Origin of the sequence: Cellulosimicrobium sp. JZ28, from assembly GCF_015327065.1 — a bacterium.
Classification (GTDB): Bacteria; Actinomycetota; Actinomycetes; order Actinomycetales; family Cellulomonadaceae; genus Cellulosimicrobium; species Cellulosimicrobium funkei.
Genome location: NZ_CP017660.1, coordinates 4,303,334 through 4,319,750, shown reverse-complemented (window position 1 = coordinate 4,319,750; position 16,417 = coordinate 4,303,334). Strand labels below are relative to the sequence as shown.

General features: G+C 75.8%; 18 protein-coding genes. 10 read left to right on the top strand and 8 right to left on the bottom strand.

What is annotated here, in order from left to right; genetic code table 11:
- Positions 1–42: 42 nt before the first annotated feature.
- Both BJP59_RS19340 and BJP59_RS19335 read left to right on the top strand, forming a co-directional pair.
- On the top strand, positions 43–1,419 hold the full coding sequence (locus tag BJP59_RS19340; protein ID WP_194521794.1) for a sensor histidine kinase: 1,377 nt from the start codon (positions 43–45) through the stop codon (positions 1,417–1,419).
- Entirely contained in the window at positions 1,416–2,156 is a 741-nt protein-coding gene (locus BJP59_RS19335) for a response regulator (RefSeq protein ID WP_194521793.1), read from the top strand. Before BJP59_RS19340 ends, BJP59_RS19335 begins: the two co-directional genes overlap by 4 nt.
- Before the next feature lie 172 nt (positions 2,157–2,328).
- Here BJP59_RS19335 and BJP59_RS19330 read toward each other — a convergent pair whose 3' ends face one another.
- From BJP59_RS19330 to BJP59_RS19315, 4 genes are read right to left on the bottom strand one after another with little or no spacing between them, the layout of a single operon-like run.
- Complete coding sequence (locus BJP59_RS19330; RefSeq protein ID WP_194521792.1) at positions 2,329–3,192, bottom strand: carbohydrate kinase family protein; 864 nt, start codon at positions 3,190–3,192, stop codon at positions 2,329–2,331.
- On the bottom strand, positions 3,189–3,857 hold the full coding sequence (locus BJP59_RS19325; RefSeq protein ID WP_086149365.1) for a pentapeptide repeat-containing protein: 669 nt from the start codon (positions 3,855–3,857) through the stop codon (positions 3,189–3,191). The genes BJP59_RS19330 and BJP59_RS19325 overlap by 4 nt, the downstream gene beginning before the upstream one ends.
- A gap of 42 nt (positions 3,858–3,899) precedes the next feature.
- A complete protein-coding gene (locus BJP59_RS19320) occupies positions 3,900–5,231 on the bottom strand; it encodes an MFS transporter (protein ID WP_194521791.1) in 1,332 nt (443 codons plus the stop codon).
- A gap of 16 nt (positions 5,232–5,247) precedes the next feature.
- The gene (locus BJP59_RS19315; protein ID WP_194521790.1) at positions 5,248–6,216 is read right to left on the bottom strand and encodes a sugar phosphate isomerase/epimerase family protein; all 969 of its coding nucleotides are present in this window, start codon (positions 6,214–6,216) and stop codon (positions 5,248–5,250) included.
- 154 nt (positions 6,217–6,370) lie between these two features.
- On the opposite strand from BJP59_RS19315, the gene BJP59_RS19310 reads away from it, so the two are divergent.
- Positions 6,371–6,640 (top strand): HPr family phosphocarrier protein, encoded by a 270-nt coding sequence (locus tag BJP59_RS19310; RefSeq protein ID WP_034650738.1) that lies wholly within the window; start codon positions 6,371–6,373, stop codon positions 6,638–6,640.
- A 41-nt stretch (positions 6,641–6,681) separates the two neighbouring features.
- Here BJP59_RS19310 and ptsP read toward each other — a convergent pair whose 3' ends face one another.
- Both ptsP and BJP59_RS19300 read right to left on the bottom strand, forming a co-directional pair.
- On the bottom strand, positions 6,682–8,310 hold the full coding sequence (ptsP, locus tag BJP59_RS19305) for a phosphoenolpyruvate--protein phosphotransferase (RefSeq protein ID WP_255541898.1): 1,629 nt from the start codon (positions 8,308–8,310) through the stop codon (positions 6,682–6,684).
- Between the two features lie 101 nt (positions 8,311–8,411).
- On the bottom strand, positions 8,412–9,806 hold the full coding sequence (locus tag BJP59_RS19300; RefSeq protein ID WP_194521789.1) for a PTS transporter subunit EIIC: 1,395 nt from the start codon (positions 9,804–9,806) through the stop codon (positions 8,412–8,414).
- A gap of 360 nt (positions 9,807–10,166) precedes the next feature.
- Here BJP59_RS19300 and BJP59_RS19295 point away from each other — a divergent pair, with 360 nt between their 5' ends.
- From BJP59_RS19295 to BJP59_RS19275, 5 genes are all read left to right on the top strand, one after another.
- Entirely contained in the window at positions 10,167–11,021 is an 855-nt protein-coding gene (locus tag BJP59_RS19295) for a GntR family transcriptional regulator (protein ID WP_086149368.1), read from the top strand.
- Positions 11,018–11,263, top strand: a complete 246-nt coding sequence (locus tag BJP59_RS19290) for a glucose PTS transporter subunit EIIB (RefSeq protein ID WP_021482555.1) — start codon at positions 11,018–11,020, stop codon at positions 11,261–11,263. The genes BJP59_RS19295 and BJP59_RS19290 overlap by 4 nt, the downstream gene beginning before the upstream one ends.
- A 126-nt stretch (positions 11,264–11,389) precedes the next feature.
- The gene (locus BJP59_RS19285; protein WP_061267010.1) at positions 11,390–11,620 is read left to right on the top strand and encodes a PTS transporter subunit EIIB; all 231 of its coding nucleotides are present in this window, start codon (positions 11,390–11,392) and stop codon (positions 11,618–11,620) included.
- The gene (locus BJP59_RS19280; RefSeq protein WP_061267011.1) at positions 11,620–12,084 is read left to right on the top strand and encodes a PTS sugar transporter subunit IIA; all 465 of its coding nucleotides are present in this window, start codon (positions 11,620–11,622) and stop codon (positions 12,082–12,084) included. Before BJP59_RS19285 ends, BJP59_RS19280 begins: the two co-directional genes overlap by 1 nt.
- Before the next feature lie 149 nt (positions 12,085–12,233).
- Positions 12,234–12,482: a hypothetical protein gene (locus BJP59_RS19275; RefSeq protein WP_021482232.1), complete on the top strand. Its 249-nt coding sequence runs from the start codon at positions 12,234–12,236 to the stop codon at positions 12,480–12,482.
- Between the two features lie 81 nt (positions 12,483–12,563).
- Here BJP59_RS19275 and BJP59_RS19270 read toward each other — a convergent pair whose 3' ends face one another.
- Entirely contained in the window at positions 12,564–14,594 is a 2,031-nt protein-coding gene (locus BJP59_RS19270; RefSeq protein ID WP_194521788.1) for an NHL domain-containing thioredoxin family protein, read from the bottom strand.
- On the bottom strand, positions 14,591–15,115 hold the full coding sequence (locus BJP59_RS19265; RefSeq protein WP_194521787.1) for an FAD-dependent oxidoreductase: 525 nt from the start codon (positions 15,113–15,115) through the stop codon (positions 14,591–14,593). Before BJP59_RS19265 ends, BJP59_RS19270 begins: the two co-directional genes overlap by 4 nt.
- A gap of 96 nt (positions 15,116–15,211) precedes the next feature.
- On the opposite strand from BJP59_RS19265, the gene BJP59_RS19260 reads away from it, so the two are divergent.
- Positions 15,212–15,424, top strand: coding sequence for a heavy-metal-associated domain-containing protein (locus BJP59_RS19260; protein WP_085951370.1), 213 nt, complete (start codon positions 15,212–15,214; stop codon positions 15,422–15,424).
- Positions 15,421–16,392, top strand: coding sequence for a heavy-metal-associated domain-containing protein (locus BJP59_RS19255; protein ID WP_194521786.1), 972 nt, complete (start codon positions 15,421–15,423; stop codon positions 16,390–16,392). Before BJP59_RS19260 ends, BJP59_RS19255 begins: the two co-directional genes overlap by 4 nt.
- Positions 16,393–16,417: the final 25 nt, after the last annotated feature.

Genomic DNA, 16,417 nt, shown 5'->3' with positions numbered 1-16,417 from the left:
TCGACCGATCCGTCTCCGGGCGCGCTGTGCTGGGATGGAGGCGTGAGCACGCACGACGGCGGGACGCAGGACGCGCGCGCGGCCGCGCCCGGGCGCACCGGGCGCTGGCGCGCGGCGGCCGGTTCCCTGCGCGGCGTGTGGCGCATCGAGGACCGGCGCAACGACCTGTTCTCCGCCGTGACGACGTTCGTCCTCGGGTGGGTGCTCCTCGAGGTCGGGCTCGTCGGCATCGTCCGCGCGTCGTTCGTCGTCGAGCCCCCGCACGCCTGGTGGCGGGTCGCGCTGCTCGGCGTCGGGTGCCTCCTCATCCTCGTCAAGCGCGCGCACCCGATCCTCGCGCTCCTCGGCGGGGTCGTCGTCACCGCCGTCGACCTGCGGTGGGGCGGGAGCCTCGCCCTCATGCTCGTCCTCTGGGACCTGCTCTACGCCGCGGCCCTCTGGTCGCGGCCCCGGGCGCGCGCATGGCTCTGGGGCGTCGCGGCGACGGTCGTGGCGGTGGGCGCCGTCGGGGCGGGCGAGGCCACGCGGGACGTGCGGGAGTTCGTCTACATGGGGCTGCAGCTCAGCGCGCTGCTCCTCGTGCCGATGTGGTGGGCCACCAACGTGCGCACCACGAGCGAGCTCGCCGAGGTCGCGAGCGAGCGCGCCGACCTCGCCGCGCGCGAGGCCGAGGCCTCGGCCCGCACGGCCGACCTGGAGCGCCAGCGCGCGAGCGACCTCGAGCGCATCGCGCAGCTCGACCGGCACGAGGCCGTCCGTGCGGAGCGGGCCGCGATGGCGCGCGACCTGCACGACGTCATCGCGTCGCACCTGTCGACCATCGCCATCCACTCCGGCGCCGCGCTCGCCCTCCCGCCCGACGCCGCGAAGGACCGCGCCGCGCTCGAGCAGGTGCGCGCGAGCGCCGTCGCGTCGCTCGACGAGATGCGGTCCATGATCCTGCTGCTGCGCACGGAGGGGCGACGCGAGGACGGCGGCGCATCCGACGCCGTCGTCGCCCCCGGCCGCCTCGCCGGCCTCGACACTCTCCTCGACGCCGCGCGCGCGACGACGACCGTCACGCTCCGCGACCCGGACGGCGTCGCGGCGTCGCCCCTGCCCGCGGCGGCGGACCAGGCGCTGTTCCGCATCGCGCAGGAGGCCGTGACGAACGCGCTCAAGCACGCGCCGGGCGCCCCGGTCGTCGTCGAGCTCTCCCGGCACGGGGCGGCCGTCGTGCTGGAGGTGCGCGACGACGGCGCCCCCGGTTCCGGGACGGTCGAGGCGCCGCTGAGCGCCGGCACCGGCCTGCTCACGATGCGCGAGCGCGCCGACGGTCTCGGCGGCACGTGCAGCGCCGGCCCGCTGCCCGCGGGCGGGTGGTCCGTGCGCGCCGAGATCCCCGTGGCCGGGCTCCCGGTCGAGAGGCAGGACGCATGACGCGACGACCGGTCCGGGTGCTCCTCGCCGACGACCACGCCGCCATCCGGGCGGGCCTGCGCCTGCTGCTCGACGCCGCGCCCGACGTCGAGGTGGTCGGCGAGGCCGCGGACGGCACCGCCGCCGTCACGAACGCCCGGGCGCTGCGGCCCGACGTCGTGCTCATGGACCTGCGGATGCCGGGCGTCGACGGCATCGAGGCGACGCGCGTCATCACCGGCGAGCGCCTCGCCGAGGTCCTCGTGCTCACGACGTTCGACCTCGACGAGTACGTGGACGGCGCGCTGCGCGCCGGGGCCGCGGGGTTCCTGCTCAAGTCCGCCGAGCCCGCCGCGCTGATCGACGCCGTGCGTCGCGTCGCCGACGGAGACGGCGTCCTCGCGCCCGAGGTCACCCGTCGGCTCCTCGCCGCGTTCGCGCGCGACCCCGTTCCCGACGCCGCCCGGCTCCCCGCGGGATCGCGCCCGGGCGGCACGGACGGTCCCGGGGACCCCGCGGCGTCGGGCGGCGGGGGCGTCGTCGACGACCGGCCCGACCCCCGGCTCGCCGACCTCACGCCGCGCGAGGTCGACGTGCTCGCGGCGCTCGGCCGCGGCCTGTCCAACCAGGGCATCGCGACCGACCTCTACATCACCGAGGCCACGGCCAAGACGCACGTCTCGCGCGTGCTCGCGAAGCTCGGCGTCGCGACTCGCATGCAGGCGGCGATCGTCGCGCGGGACTGCGGCCTCGCCTGACCCCCCCTGCACCCGACCGCCGACCACGCGCCCGCCGCCCAGCCCCCGTCGCCCAGCCCCCGTCGACCACGGGGTCACCGACCGGAACCCGCCCGATCCGGTCGCCGACCCCGTGCTCGCCGGGTGGGCGGGGGGTTGGCCGGGGGCCGCGGGCAGGCCAGGTCAGCCGGGGTCAGGCCGGGGCGAGGTCCGGGCTCTGCACGACGAGGGCGGCATGCCGGGCGCCCGCGCGCATCGCCTCCTCGACGCCTGCCCCGCGCAGGTGCGCGTCGAGGAACCCGGCGAAGAAGCCGTCGCCGGCGCCGTTCGTGTCGACGACGTGCGGCACGGGCTGTGCCGGGACCTCGACGAAGCCGCCCTCCGGCGTGAGCGCGACCGCGCCGCGCGAGCCGTGCGTGCAGACCACCAGGCGCGCGCCCGCCGCGACCCGGGCGGCCATGAAGCCGCGCCAGTCGTCGAGCCGGTCCCCGCTGAGGAACACGTGCGTGCCCGCGTCGACCCAGGGTCGGTGGAACGCGGACTCGCCGTCGTGGTCGTGCAGGTCGACCCAGACGTCGCGACCGCGCGCCACGGCGAGGTCGAGCACCGGGAGCGCGGGCACCGCGAGGTCGACGACGACGGCCCGCGCCGCGTCGAGCGCCGCGACCGTGGCGTCCCAGGCCTCGCCCTGGGCCGGGACCTCGCCTGGTGCACGCAGGTAGACCGAGACACGGCCGCCGTCGTCGTCCATGAGGTTGAGGTGGCTCTCGGTGCGGCCGTCGGGCGACGGCTCCGCGAGCACCCGCACGCCCGCGCCCTCGAGCACGGACCGGACGCGCGCGCCGTCGTCGTCCGTCCCGAGCACCGTGCGCAGGAGCACCGACCGGCCGAGGCGCGCGAGGTTGAGCGCCTTGCCCGCGGACGTGCCGCCGACCGTGTGCCGGTGCGACCGCGCGAACACGGTGTGCGGCGTGGGAGCGGGCAGCTCGTCGAGCTGGACGAGGAGGTTCCACGACGCCGGCCCGGCCACGAGGACCTCGGCCTGCGGGGGCGTCATCGGTCCGTCACCGTGATGCCGAGGCTGTGGGCGAACGTCGCGGCCAGGCGGGCGAGCTGCATCGAGTCGATGGTCGATCCGCGCAGCGACTCGATGCCGCCGAGCTCGTCGATCTCGGCACCGCGCAGGTCCACGTGGGCGAGCGTGGCGCCCTGCACGTCGAGCCGGCGGACGCGCGTGCCCTCGAACGCGACGCGCAGCGCGTCGGACGCGACGAGGTCGAGCTCGTCGATCGTGCAGTCGGTGAACACCACGTCGCGCAGCGACGCGCCCCGCAGGTTGACGAACCCGAGCTTGCAGCCGACGAACCGCACCCCGGCCCACGACGACTCGTAGAGCTCGGCGGACCCGAGGCGCGCGCCCCGCACCTCGACCTCGCGCCACCGGCCGCGCGTCCCGCGCACCACCGGGACGTCGAGGCGCCCCAGCACGACCTCCGTGAGCGTCACCGCCCCCAGGTCGGCCTCGTCGGCGCGCACCTGGTCGAGCCGCGTGGAGAACACGGTCGCGCCGTGCAGGTCGAGCCGGTCGAGACGGAGGTCCGTGATCTCGAACCCCTCGAGGTCGGCCTCCGCCTCGAGGTCGTAGGCGTCACCGGGCTGGAGGTCGTCCAGGACGACCGGGTCGATCGCGGGTGGTTCGGTCGTCGGCTTCTTCGGGGGCACGCCCCGAGCCTAGGCCGGGCCGCCCACGCGGCGAGGAGCGGCTCAGGGCTCCGGGTGCAGGGCGTCGTAGCGCCAGAACCGGCGCTGGGCCCGCACGACGAGCCACAGCACGACGACGCACGCGACACCGCCCGCGACGGCGGCCCACGCCTCCCCCACCCAGGTGGCCTGCGCCCCGAGCACGAGCTCGCCGAGGCGGGGCCCGCCCGCGACGACGACGATGAACACGCCCTGGAGGCGGCCGCGCATGTCGTCGGGCGTCGCGGTCTGGAGGATCGTCTGGCGGAACACCGCGCTCACGGCGTCGGACGCGCCCGCGAGCGCCAGCGCGACGCTCGCCGCGACGACGCCGCCCACGAGGACGGTCGTCGGGGTGGTCGCGCCCACGCCGAGGAGCACGACGCCGAACAGCACGATCGACAGCCCGTAGGCCGTGATCGCCCACACGATGACCCGGCCCTGCCACCGCACGCGCGACAGGCCGCCGGAGAACACGCCCGCGAGCACGGCCCCGACGGCGAACGCCGCGGTGAGGACGACCGTCGTCGCCTCGCCGCCCCCGAGGAACACGACCCCGGCGGCGGGCAGGAGCACGCGCGGCGAGGCGAGCACCATCGCGGCGAGGTCGACGAGGAACGTCGTGCGGACGTTGGGCTGGGTCGCGAGGTACCGCAGGCCGTCCACGACGGACCGCCACCCCACGACGCGGCGCCGGCGCCCCGCGGGGGCGGCGGCGACCGCGGCCGGGGCGCCGGGCCCGGCGGGCAGCGGCGGGATGTCGGGGAGCCGCCACACGGCCCAGAGCGCGGCCGTGAACAGGACGGCGTCGATCGTGTACGCGACCTGGTAGCCCCACAGCGCGACGAGGAACGCACCGCCCAGCGGGCCGACGGTGAGCGCGACGTTCCACGCGATCGTCTGGAGCGCGTTCGCCGCGGGGAGGAGCCGGGGCTCGACGAGGCGCGGGATGATCGCGGAGCGCGCCGGGTTGTTGATCGCGAACGCCGCGGACTGCGCCGCGACGAGCGCGTAGAGCACGCCGACGGAGTTCAGGTGCAGCCACGCCTGGACGGCGATGAGCGCGGTGACCACCCACAGCGCCGTCGAGGCCGCGAGCGCGACCTTGCGGCGGTCGTACGCGTCGACGAGCGCGCCGCCGTAGAGCCCGAGCACCACGAGCGGCACGAGCGCGCAGAGGCCGAGCACGCCGACCGCGAGCGACGAGCCCGTGAGCGCGTACACCTGCAGGCCGACGGCGACGACCGTGAGCTGCGAGCCGAGGTTGGAGATGCCGAGCCCCCACCACAGGCGGCGGAACGGCGGGGAGATGCGCAGCGGGGTCGTGTCGGCGAGAAGACCGTTGACTCGAGCCACGACCGCCGAGCCTACGTCAGCCGGCGGGTGGGCCCGTCCTCGTGGTGCCGGGCTCGTCCGCGTCCGCGAGGGCGCTGTCGCGCGCCTCCGCCTCGCCCCACGCGTCGACGTGGCGGTGCGGAGGTCCGGGCGGCGGCGAGTACCCGGGGTGCGGCCCGGGCGTGAGGTAGGTGCGCGCGAAGAACAGCGAGGCGGCGAGGTCCTCGCGCCGCTCGGCCGCGGTGCGGGCGCGCCGCGTCGAGATCTCGACGACGACGTCCCCCTCCCAGCCGCGGCGCACGAGCTCGGCGAGGACGAGGTCGCACGGCTGGTCGCCGCGCCCGGGGACGAGGTGCTCGTCCGTGATGGACGACGACCCGTCCGCGAGGTGCACGTGCGCGAGGCGGCCGTCGAACACGTCGAGCAGCGCGAGCGCGTCCTGCTGCGCGACGGCGGCGTGCGACAGGTCGAGCGTGACGTGCTCGTAGCCGTGCTCGGACGGGTCCCAGCCGGGCAGGTACGCCTGCATCTCGCGCTTGCGGCTGCGCCACGGGTACATGTTCTCGACCGCGATGGTGACGCCCTCGGTCTCGTCGAGCTCGCCGACGAGGTCCTCGAACTCGCGCGCGTACCGGTACTGCCAGCGGAACGGCGGGTGCACGACGACGGTGCTCGCCCCGACCTCCTGAGCCAGCTCGACGCTGCGCCGCAGCTTGGGGCCCGGCGACCGTCCCCACACGCGCTGGCTCACGAGGAGCGTGGGTGCGTGGATGCTGCGGATCGGCACGTCGTGCTCGGCGGAGAGCCGGCGCAGCGCCGCGGCGTCCTGCGTCGTCTCGTCGGACCACACCATGACCTCGACGCCGTCGTACCCGAGGTCGGCCGCCGCCTCGAAGGCGTACTGGGCCTTGCGCGGGTAGACGCTCGCCGTGGACAGCGTGACGTGGATGCGCGGCTGCTCCCCCGGTGACGGTGGGGCCTCTCGCGGCGTCGTCGCGTCTGACATGCCGGTCACCCTAGACCCGTCCGCTGTGGCCCACACCAGCGGGCGGTCGGCGCCGACGACGCCGCGCCGCGCCGAGGGCTTCCGACCCTCCCCTTTCCGGGCCGGATCGCCTAGGATGCACTGGTCCAGACCACTTGTCTGCCGGAGGAACACCATGGACCGTGCCGTCGTCGTCGCGATCACCGAGGGCCTGCACGCCCGCCCGGCCGCGCTCTTCGTCAAGACCGCCGCCGCCCAGCCCGCGCCCGTGCGCATCGCCAAGCCCGGCGGCGACGCCGTCGAGGCGGCGAGCATCCTCGGGGTCATGACGCTCGGCGTCTCGGCCGGGGACGAGGTCGTGCTCTCGACCGACGCCGACGGCGACGACGCGAGCGCCTCGATCGACGCGCTCGTCGCCTTCCTGGAGCAGACCGAGGTCGCCTGACGCCGTGCCCGGCCCCGTCGCGGGGCCGGGCACGGCGCTCGTCACAGGCCCAGCTCGTCGAGCACGGGGAGCCGGGCGCGCACCGCCGCGCGCGCGGCGTCGGGCGTGGGCTGCTGCAGCGCGAGGAACGCGAGCTCCTCGCACTCCTGCGACGTCGTCGCGGCCAGCACCGCGGCGACGTCCGGGAGCGCGCGCGGCGTCATGGACAACGACGTCACGCCGAGCCCGACGAGCACCGGGGCGAGCACCGGGTCGGCCGCGGCCTCCCCGCACACGCCGAGCGGTCGCCCGTTGAGCGCCGCGCCCGAGCCCGTGGCCCCGACGAGCGCGAGGACCGTCGGCTGCCACGCGGTGGACAGGCGCGCGAGGTCGGAGACCTCGCGGTCGGCCGCCATCGTGTACTGCGTGAGGTCGTTCGTGCCGATGCTCGCGAACGCCGCCCTGGCCAGCACCCAGCGCGCGCCGAGGGCCGCGGCCGGCACCTCGATCATCACGCCCGCCGTCGCGAGGCCGTGGTCCGCGCACAGCGCGACGAACGACTCCGCCTCGTCCGGCGTCGCGATCATCGGCGCCATGACCCACACGTCCGCCGCCTCCGCCTCCGCCGCGCGCGCGACCGCCGTGAGCTGGCGGTCGAGCACGTCGGGGTGACGGCGCGCGGTCCGCAGGCCGCGCACCCCGAGCGCCGGGTTCGGCTCGGCGTCGGGCGTGACGAACGGGAGCGGCTTGTCGGCGCCCGCGTCGAGCGTGCGCACGACGACCTTGCGGCCCGGGAACGCGGCGAGCACCTCGCGGTAGGCCGCGACCTGCTCGTCGACCGTCGGCTCGACGGTCCGGCCGAGGAAGCAGACCTCGGTGCGGAACAACCCGACACCCTCCGCGCCCGCCTCGGCGGCGGCGCGCGCGTCCGCGCCGTCCGCGACGTTGGCGAGCAGCTCCACGCGGCGGCCGTCCGCCGTCCGCCCCGGGCCGTCGAGGCGCCGCCGGGCGCGGCGCGCACCCCGGGCCGCGACGACCGCCGCCACGTCGCGCTCCGACGGGTCGCGCTCCACCGTGCCGAGGCCGCCGTCCACGAGCACGGTCTCGCCGTCGCGCAGCGCGAGCGCGCCCTCGACCGCGACGACGGCCGGGATGCCCAGGGCGCGCGCGAGGATCGCGGTGTGCGACGTCGGCCCGCCGCCGCGCGTGACGACCGCGAGCACGCGCTCGGGATCGAGCTGCGCCGTGTCCGCGGGCGCGAGGTCGTCCGCCACGAGCACGAACGGGTGGCCCGGGTCGGGCACGCCCGGCACCGGCAGGCCGAGCAGGGTCGCGACGATCCGGCCGCGCACGTCCCGCACGTCGCGCGCCCGCTCGGCGAGGAGGCCGCCCAGCGCCTCGAGCCGCCCGACGACGACCCCCGCCGCGTCCCACACGGCCCGGGCCGGGGTCGCCCGCTGCTCGCGCACCCGCCCGACGGCGTCGCGCGCCAGGGCGGGGTCCGCCGCCATCGCGGCGGTCGCGCCCAGGACCTCCGCCGCGGTGCCCTCGGCCCGCGCGGCGCGGGCCGTGAGGTCCTCCTGGACCGTCGTCACCGCCGCGAGGACCTGCGTCACCGCGAGGTCGACGTCGGCGTCCGACGCGTCGGCGGGCAGCGGCGCCGGGTCCGGCTCCGCGACCGAGCCGGGCATCCGGGCCACCGGTCCTGCCGCCCGCCCGGGGCTGACCGGCACACCGGTCAGCCCCGGGTCGGCGGCCTGCGCCGGGGCGCGCGTCGCGTCGTCGGCGAGCGTCACGCCGTGCCCCCGCTGCCGGACGCACCCGTCCGGCTCGGGGCGCCCGCCTCCGCCGCGTCGGCGTCGCGTCGCACCGGCGAGACCTCCGCCGCCGAGGCGTCGGTCCGCGCGTCCTCGGTGGTGTCGACGGCGCCGGTCGCCTGGACGGCACCCTCCGCGTCGTCGTCCTCACGACCCGGCGTCCGCAGGTTCCAGCGGGTGATGACGAAGCGGAAGAGGACGTAGTAGAGCACCGCGTACCCGAGCCCGATGGGGATGAGGAGCAGCGGCATCTCGGCGATCCGGAAGTTCAGCAGGTAGTCGATCGCGCCCGCGGAGAACCCGAACCCGTCGCGGATGCCGAGCGCGTTGACGAGCGCCATCGACGTGCCGGTGAGCACCGCGTGGATGACGTACAGCGGGTAGGCGACGAACACGAACGCGAACTCGAGCGGCTCGGTGACGCCCGTGACGAACGAGACGAGCGCGGCCGAGCCCATGATGCCCGCGACGACCTTGCGCTGCGCCGGCTTGGCGGTGTGGACGATCGCGAGCGCGGCGGCCGGGAGCGCGAACATCATGATGGGGAAGAACCCGGTGAGGAAGGTGCCCGCGGTGGGGTCGCCCGCGAGGAACCGGAAGATGTCGCCCTGCGCGACCGTGCCGTCGGCGGCGGTGTACTCGCCGAACTGGAACCACGGCAGCGAGTTGAGCAGGTGGTGCAGGCCGATGGGCACGAGGAGGCGGTTGAGCGTGCCGAAGACGAACGCGCCGAGGATGGTCGAGCCCGTGACGAACCCGCCGATCTGCTCGTTGATGAGCCAGTCGAACGCGGGGTAGATCAGCGCGGCCACCACGGCGATGAGCACCGAGACGCCCGCCGTGACGATCGGCACGAACCGTCGCCCGCCGAAGAACGCGAGGTACGGCGGCAGCTTGATCCGGTAGTACTTCTGGTACAGCAGCGCGGCCGTCAGGCCGATGACGATGCCCCCGAGCACGCCGTAGTTGATGAGCGCCTGCGTCTCGCCCTCCGCCGCCTCGCCGAGCACGTAGGGCGAGAGCGAGTCGGTGACGCCGGAGAACACGAGGTAGCCGATGAGGGCCGCGAGACCCGTGGTCCCGTCGGCCTTCTTGGCGTACCCGACCGCGACGCCGAGGGCGAAGATGATCGGCAGGTTGCTGAAGAGCGCGTTCCCCGCGGCGCCGAGGACGTCGGCGACGGGCTGCATCCACGCGAAGGTCCCGGCGGCGCCCTGGGCTCCGAGCATGTCCGGCTGACCGAGACGCATCAGCAGCGCGGCGGCGGGCAGCGACGCGATGGGCAGCATGAGCGAGCGCCCGACGCGCTGGAGCTGCGCGAAGCCGGGAACCCCCCTCTTGGTCCTCGTCGGTTCGGCGACGGTCGTCATGTCCTTCTCCTCCTGGGCGGGCCTGGGGCGCAGGCGAGGTGCGTCGAGCGGCGGCTGTGGCGCGACGTCGTGCGGCGTCGTTGCCGGTCCCGAGGCGCGACGAGAAGACCTGGGGTCGTCGTGCCCGGGCTGTCGGTCCAGGTTGTCTGGACCACTTGCAGGAAGAGTGGTCTAGACCTCATGATGTGTCAACCCCCGAGGGTGACCCGGGACACACGGCGGGCCCCGCGGGGCGCGTCGTCGCAGGTCGCACGACGGCCGGGCGACGACAATGCAGCCGTGGAGAACGCGGCACCGGAGCAGGGCGGTCGGGGACGACCGGGACCAGGGACGGCACGAGGACGAGGGCGCGGCACGACGATGAGCAGGTCACGATCGCAGGCGAGCGAGCACAAGTACCTCACGGTGCGTGCCTACCTCGCCGACCTCGTGGCGAGCGAGCTCTCCGTCGGCGACGCCGTGCCGTCCGAGCGCAGCCTCACCGAGAAGTTCGGCGTCTCGCGCATGACCGTGCGCCAGGCCGTCGACGCGCTCGTCACGGAGGGCGTGCTGGAGCGCGCGCAGGGGCGGGGCACCTTCGTCGCGCCGCCGCGCGCCGACTTCGAGATGCGCCTCACGACGTTCGGTGAGGAGGCACGACGGCGCGGCATGGAGCCGGGCACCGAGGTGCTGGAGGTCGGGACCGTCCCCGCGCCCGCGTCCGTCGCCGAGTCGCTCGGCCGCGCGACCGGCGACCCGATGCACCACGTCGTGCGCCTGCGCACCGCGGACGGGTCGCCCATGAGCGTCGAGGAGGCCTGGATCCCCGTGGACCTCGCCCCCGACCTGCTCGACGACGGCGTGCCCGAGAGCCTGTACGGCGCCCTGCGCGAGCGCGGCCTCGCGCCGACATGGGGCGAGGACACGATCACCGCGTCCGACGCCACCGTCCAGGAGCAGAAGCTCCTCGGGCTCCGCGCCTCGCGGGCCGTCATGCGCACCGTGCGGCGCACGTTCGCGGGCGACTCGCCCCTCATGTACTCCCGCTCCAGCTACCGCGGCGACCGGTACAGCGTCTTCGTCCCGCTCCGCGAGGCGCGCCCGACGCTCGTGCCGCGCAGCACCACCGCCGACGACGCCGCCGCGGACGGGGGCGCCGTCACCGACGACGCGCCGACCGACCAGCTCGCCCCCGTGCCGGTGCCGGCACGGGCGACCGAAGGGAACGACCGATGACACAGTCCGACGCGGAACGCGCCGCGACGATCCTCGCCGGCCTCGGCGGGGTGGGGAACATCGAGGAGATCGACCCGTGCACCACGCGGCTCCGGTCGCTCGTCAAGGACCCCGCGCTCGTCGACGCCGCGCTCCTGCGCCGCGCCGGCGCGTTCGGCGTCATGGTGAACGGGCGGGTCGTGCAGGTGGTGGTCGGCCCGCAGGTCGACACCATCGCGTCGGACCTCGCCGACCTCATGTGAGGAACCCGGCCCGGGCGCGACCCGGGCCACCGCCCTTCTCCGCGCACCCCGCGCACCCCGACCGGCACGGCTGCCGGCCGGGCCCCCGACCCGGCCCCGGCCGGACCCCGACCACGAGGAGCACCCGTGAGCAAGGCAGAGCAGATCCTCCGAGGCCTCGGCGGCGACGCGAACGTCCTCGACCTGGAGGCGTGCATCACGCGCCTGCGCGTCGAGGTCGAGGACCCGGCGCTCGTCGACGACGCCACGCTGACCGCGGCCGGGGCGATCGCCGTCGTGCGGTCGGGCGCCGCGATCCAGGTCATCGTCGGCCCCGAGGCGGACAACATCGCCTCCGACATCGAGGACCTCCGCTGATGGCGGCGCCGCTCACGGTGCTCGTCCCCGTCACGGGCACGGTCGTGGACGTCGGCGACGTCGACGACCCCGTCTTCTCCGCCGGGCTCGTCGGTCCCGGGCTCGCGGTCGAGCCCGACGACGCGCAGGGCGGCGAGGCCGTCGCACCCATCACAGGCACGGTCGTCAAGCTGCACCCGCACGCGTTCGTCGTCCAGCACGACGACGGCCGCGCGGTCCTCGTCCACCTCGGCATCAACACCGTCCAGCTCGGCGGCGAGGGCTTCACGACGCACGTCGCGCAGGGCGACCACGTCCAGCGCGGCACGGTGCTCGTCACGTGGGACCCGAAGGCCGTGCGCGCCGGCGGCCGCTCGGCCGTGTGCCCGGTCGTCGCGCTCGAGGCGGCGCCCGACGACGTGACCTCGCTCGCCGAGGTCGGGGCGTGGGCCGCCCACGGCGAGGAGCTGCTCACCTGGGGCTGATGCGTCGGGCCCCCGATCGGCCGGGAGGGCCGCGGCGAGCGATTGTGCGGACCCCTTCCATATGCGAGGCTTCGATACTGACGCCACGTCCACAGGGGGCGAGCACGGCGTCAGGATGCTCGCGCATCACACCCGATGAAGGGGGAACGATGAAGTTCAAGAAGCTCGTCGCCGTCGTCGCCGCCGCTGCGGCGCTGGCCCTCGCCACGCCGACCGTCGCGAACGCGGCGGAGACGCGGACGTACACCAACACGTTCGGCAGCTGCCGGGTCCTCGTGATCTCCTACGCCAACGCCGGCGGGGCGAAGACGACGGCCACCTACCGGCTCCTGGGCGGGCAGTCCAAGACCTTCAGCACCGCGGGCCACATCCTCGGCCACTCCTGGACCGCCTGCTGACGATCATGCGTCACCGGGGTCGGGCTCCGTCGGAGCCCGACCCCGCGCACGTCCACCGACGGCCCCGGTGCGGACCGTGGTCTAGCCGCGCAGCGGGAGCGTGAGGGACGGGACGTCCCCCGGCTCGCCGCGGTCGACCACGCGGACCGGCACGCCCCAGTCCTGCTGCGCGAGGTGGCACGCGGGGAACACGTCCGGGTCGGGCTCGCCGTCCGGGCCGAGGGGGACGACGTCGCACGACGCCGCCCGGGCCGTCACGTGCAGCACGCCCTCCCCGACCGCGGGGTTGATGACCAGGTCGCGGCCGAGCTCGACGCCGACGCCCTCCCCGGACAGCAGGAGCTCGGGCGGCGTCGCGCTCACGCGCAGCTCCGTCGACGGGCCGAACCGGTCGTCGAGCTTCTGCCCCGGCGCCGGGACGAACGGCACGTCGAGCCACAGCGGCCCGGCCCCGATGTCGGTGACGGGGCGCTGCGTGCGGTGCGCGCCGCCGTCGAGCACCTCGCCCGCGAGCGACGCCGGGAGCGCGACGCGCGTCAGGCGGTGCGCCGCGGACTCCACGACGAGCAGGTGGACCTGCGGCTCGCCGTCCGGCCCCTCGCCCACCTGCACGACGACGCCGCTCGGCTCCGCGAGGCCCGTCGCCAGGGTCGTGACCTCGCCCGCGAGCCGCGTCCCTTCCGCGTCGTCCCCGACGCTCCCGGCGTCACCGGCCGCGGGCGCGAACCGGCGCAGCGCGCCGTCGTAGGTGTCGGCGACGACGACGCTCCCGTCGGGCAGCGTCGCGACCCCGAGCGGGTGCTGCATCAGCGCCTGCTCGGCCGGGCCGTCGCGGTGGCCGAAGTCGAACAGCCCCTGCCCGACGGCGGTCCGCACCTCGACGCCCTCGGGCACCACGGCGACGCCACCGCCCAGCCCGGACACGCGGCGCAGCGCCGACGTCTCGGCGTCGGCGACCCAGACGGCACCGTCGGGTGCGACGGCCAGCCCGGACGGCTGGGCGAACCAGGCCGACGCTCCCGGCCCGTCCTCCAGACCCTCGTTCATCGTCCCGGCCAGCAGCCCGAGCTTCCACCCGTCGAAGGCCCACAACGTGTGATGGCCCGCCATCGCCACGACGAAGCCGGCCAGCTCGTCCGACCAGGCGACGTCCCACGGCGAGGAGAGCCGCACGTCGCGCGGGTCGTAGGTGGAGCCCGGATCGAACGGTCCGAACCGGGGCGTGCCCTCGTCGTCAGGGACCACGACGTTCTCGACCCCGCCCACCATGAACTGGTCGCCCGTGCCCGCGACCGTCGTCACGTGCCCGTCGGCGAGCCGTACCCCGCGGAGCGCATGGTTCGCGGTGTCCGCCACCAGGACGTCGAACCCGTACGTCGCACGCTCGCGCTCCGGGACGAGGCACAGCCCGTTCGGCTCGGCGAACCGCGCGTCCTCGGGGCCGCCGTCGGCGAGCCCGCGCTCGCCGGACCCGATGCGCCGGACGAGGGTCTCGCCGTCGGGCAGGAGCTCGGCGAGCGCGTGGTGCCCGGCGTTCGCGACGAGGAGGTTGCCGCCGGGCAGCTCGATCGCCTTCGCGGGGAAGCGCAGCGTGCCCGACGACGGCTCGGGCGCCACGTACGGGCCGTCGCCCCGGTGCAGCGTGCCCTTCGCGTCGTGCTCCGCGACGAGCTCCTCGACGAGCGCGGCGATCGCGGACGCGTGCCCCTCCCCCGCCATCTGCGCGACGACGTAGCCCTCGGGGTCGACGACCACGAGCGTCGGCCAGGCGCGCGCCGCGTACGCGGACCAGGTGACGAGCTCCGGGTCGTCGAGCACGGGATGGTGGACCTCGTACCGCTCGACCGCGGCCGCGAGCGCCGCCGGGTCCGCCTCGTGCTCGAACTTCGGCGAGTGCACGCCGACGACGACCAGCACGTCGCGGTGCCGCTCCTCGAGCTCGCGCAGCTCGTCGAGGACGTGCAGGCAGTTGACGCAGCAGAAGGTCCAGAAGTCGACCAGGACGATCTTGCCGCGCAGGTCGGCCAGGGTCAGGTCGCGGCCCCCGGTGTTGAGCCAGCCGCGCCCGACGAGCTCGGACGCGCGGACACGGGGAAGTCGCTCGGTGGTCACGCGACCATTCTCGCGCGCCGGCGCGCTGTGGACCGACGACGCCTCAGGGGCGGCGCAGGTCTCGGCGCAGCGCGTGGAGCTCCCGCGTCGCGCCGAGGCCGACCACGCGCGGTGTGCAGGTGCACCACGTGGGACTCCCCGCCGTCGGCGCCCGCGAGCGCCGGCACGCGGTCCACGGCCGGGCCGGGCCGAGGGACCGCGCCCGTCGCGAGGACGACGGCGGCGGCGGTGAGCTCGCGCCCGTCCGCGAGGACGACGGCCCGCCGCGCGGGGTCCAGGCCGGTCGCGCGCGCCCGCACGAGCTCGACGTCGGGCGGCACGGGTAGGGCGGCCTGCTCCGCGGTGAGCAGACCCTGGAGGATCGCCTTGTCGACGAGGGTGCGCAGGTACGGCTCCCCCGCCTCGCCGTGCACGAGGACGACGCGACCGTCGAACCCCTCGCCGAGCAGCGTCGTCACGGCGGCGTGCCCGGCTGCTCCGCCGCCGACCACCACCACGTCCGGCCTGTCCAGGTCGCCCATCTCCCCTCCTTGACCTCGATACCCCCTGTGGGTATATTCGCCATCCTAGCCATACCCCACGGGGGTATCAGCACACCGAGGAGGAGCGTCGTGAGCATCGTCGAGATCGAGTACCAGGTGACCGGGATGACGTGCGGCCACTGCGAGATGTCGGTGCGCGAGGAGGTCGGGCAGGTGCCCGGCGTCACCGCGATCGACGTGAGCGCGACCACCGGTCGGCTGGTCGTCACGGCCGACCAGCCCCTCGACGACGCCGCGGTCCTCGCCGCCGTCGACGAGGCCGGCTACACGGCGGAGCGGACGCGATGAGAGCCCCCGCCCGGATCGCGCTCTACGTCGCCGGGCTCGGGGTCGTGTTCGTGGCCTCGGCCGCGGTCGCGGGCGCCGTCGTTCCCGAGGGGGCGCTGTCGGAGCCGCCCGCCGCGCACGCGCCGGAGCAGCACGCCGCCACGAACGACGACCCCCCGCAGGAGACCACGAGAGGAGCGGACATGGTCGGCGGACCGTCCATGGAGCAGGGCGGCTACACGCTCGGCGAGATCGAGGCGCCGCAGTCGCCGGGCACGCCCGGCGAGCTCGCCTTCACCCTGACCGACCCCGCGGGCGCGCCGGTGACCGACTTCGCCGTCGCGCACGAGCAGCGCCTGCACCTCGTCGTCGTGCGCTCCGACGGGGCGCACTACCGCCACGCCCACCCCGAGCTGGACGACGCCGGCCGCTGGTCGGTGCCCTGGACGTGGGACGCCGCGGGCACCTACCGCGTGTACGCCGACGCCGTCCCCACCGGCGGCGACCCGCTCACCCTGAGCCGCACCGTCGAGGTCGCGGGCGACGTCGTGCCCGTCCGGGCGGGAGCCCCCACGACCACGGCGTCCGTCGACGGGTACGACGTCACGCTCGACGGGAGCCTCCAGGTCGGCACGGCCTCGCACCTGACGCTCGAGGTCACGCGGGACGGCGAGCCGGTCACGACGCTCGAGCCGTACCTCGGCGCGTTCGGCCACCTCGTCGCGCTCCGCGACGGCGACCTCGCCTACCTGCACGCCCACCCCGAGGGCGCGGAGGCCGCGCCGGGCGAGGTGTCCGGCCCGACCGTGGCGTTCGCCGTCGAGGCACCCACCGCGGGCCGGTACCTCCTGTACCTCGACTTCCAGGTCGAGGGCCAGGTGCGCACCGCGGTCTTCACCGTCGAGGCCACCGGCGCCACGTCGACCCCGGACGAGGCCCCGGCCGACGCCCCGGCCGACGACGACCCCGCCGCGCACGACGACCACTGACCACCCTGCACCGGGCAGCCCGCTG

Bases quoted from the DNA above. Each gene is read 5' to 3' on its own strand.
- BJP59_RS19280 (WP_061267011.1), top strand. From the start codon at position 11,620: ATGGCGGCGCCGCTCACGGTGCTCGTCCCCGTCACGGGCACGGTCGTG.
- BJP59_RS19255 (WP_194521786.1), top strand. From the start codon at position 15,421: ATGAGAGCCCCCGCCCGGATCGCGCTCTACGTCGCCGGGCTCGGGGTC.
- BJP59_RS19335 (WP_194521793.1), top strand. From the start codon at position 1,416: ATGACGCGACGACCGGTCCGGGTGCTCCTCGCCGACGACCACGCCGCC.
- BJP59_RS19290 (WP_021482555.1), top strand. From the start codon at position 11,018: ATGACACAGTCCGACGCGGAACGCGCCGCGACGATCCTCGCCGGCCTC.
- BJP59_RS19300 (WP_194521789.1), bottom strand. From the start codon at position 9,806: ATGACGACCGTCGCCGAACCGACGAGGACCAAGAGGGGGGTTCCCGGC.
- BJP59_RS19330 (WP_194521792.1), bottom strand. From the start codon at position 3,192: ATGACGCCCCCGCAGGCCGAGGTCCTCGTGGCCGGGCCGGCGTCGTGG.
- BJP59_RS19275 (WP_021482232.1), top strand. From the start codon at position 12,234: ATGAAGTTCAAGAAGCTCGTCGCCGTCGTCGCCGCCGCTGCGGCGCTG.
- BJP59_RS19315 (WP_194521790.1), bottom strand. From the start codon at position 6,216: ATGTCAGACGCGACGACGCCGCGAGAGGCCCCACCGTCACCGGGGGAG.
- ptsP (WP_255541898.1), bottom strand. From the start codon at position 8,310: ATGCCCGGCTCGGTCGCGGAGCCGGACCCGGCGCCGCTGCCCGCCGAC.
- BJP59_RS19310 (WP_034650738.1), top strand. From the start codon at position 6,371: ATGGACCGTGCCGTCGTCGTCGCGATCACCGAGGGCCTGCACGCCCGC.
- BJP59_RS19295 (WP_086149368.1), top strand. From the start codon at position 10,167: ATGAGCAGGTCACGATCGCAGGCGAGCGAGCACAAGTACCTCACGGTG.
- BJP59_RS19265 (WP_194521787.1), bottom strand. From the start codon at position 15,115: ATGGGCGACCTGGACAGGCCGGACGTGGTGGTGGTCGGCGGCGGAGCA.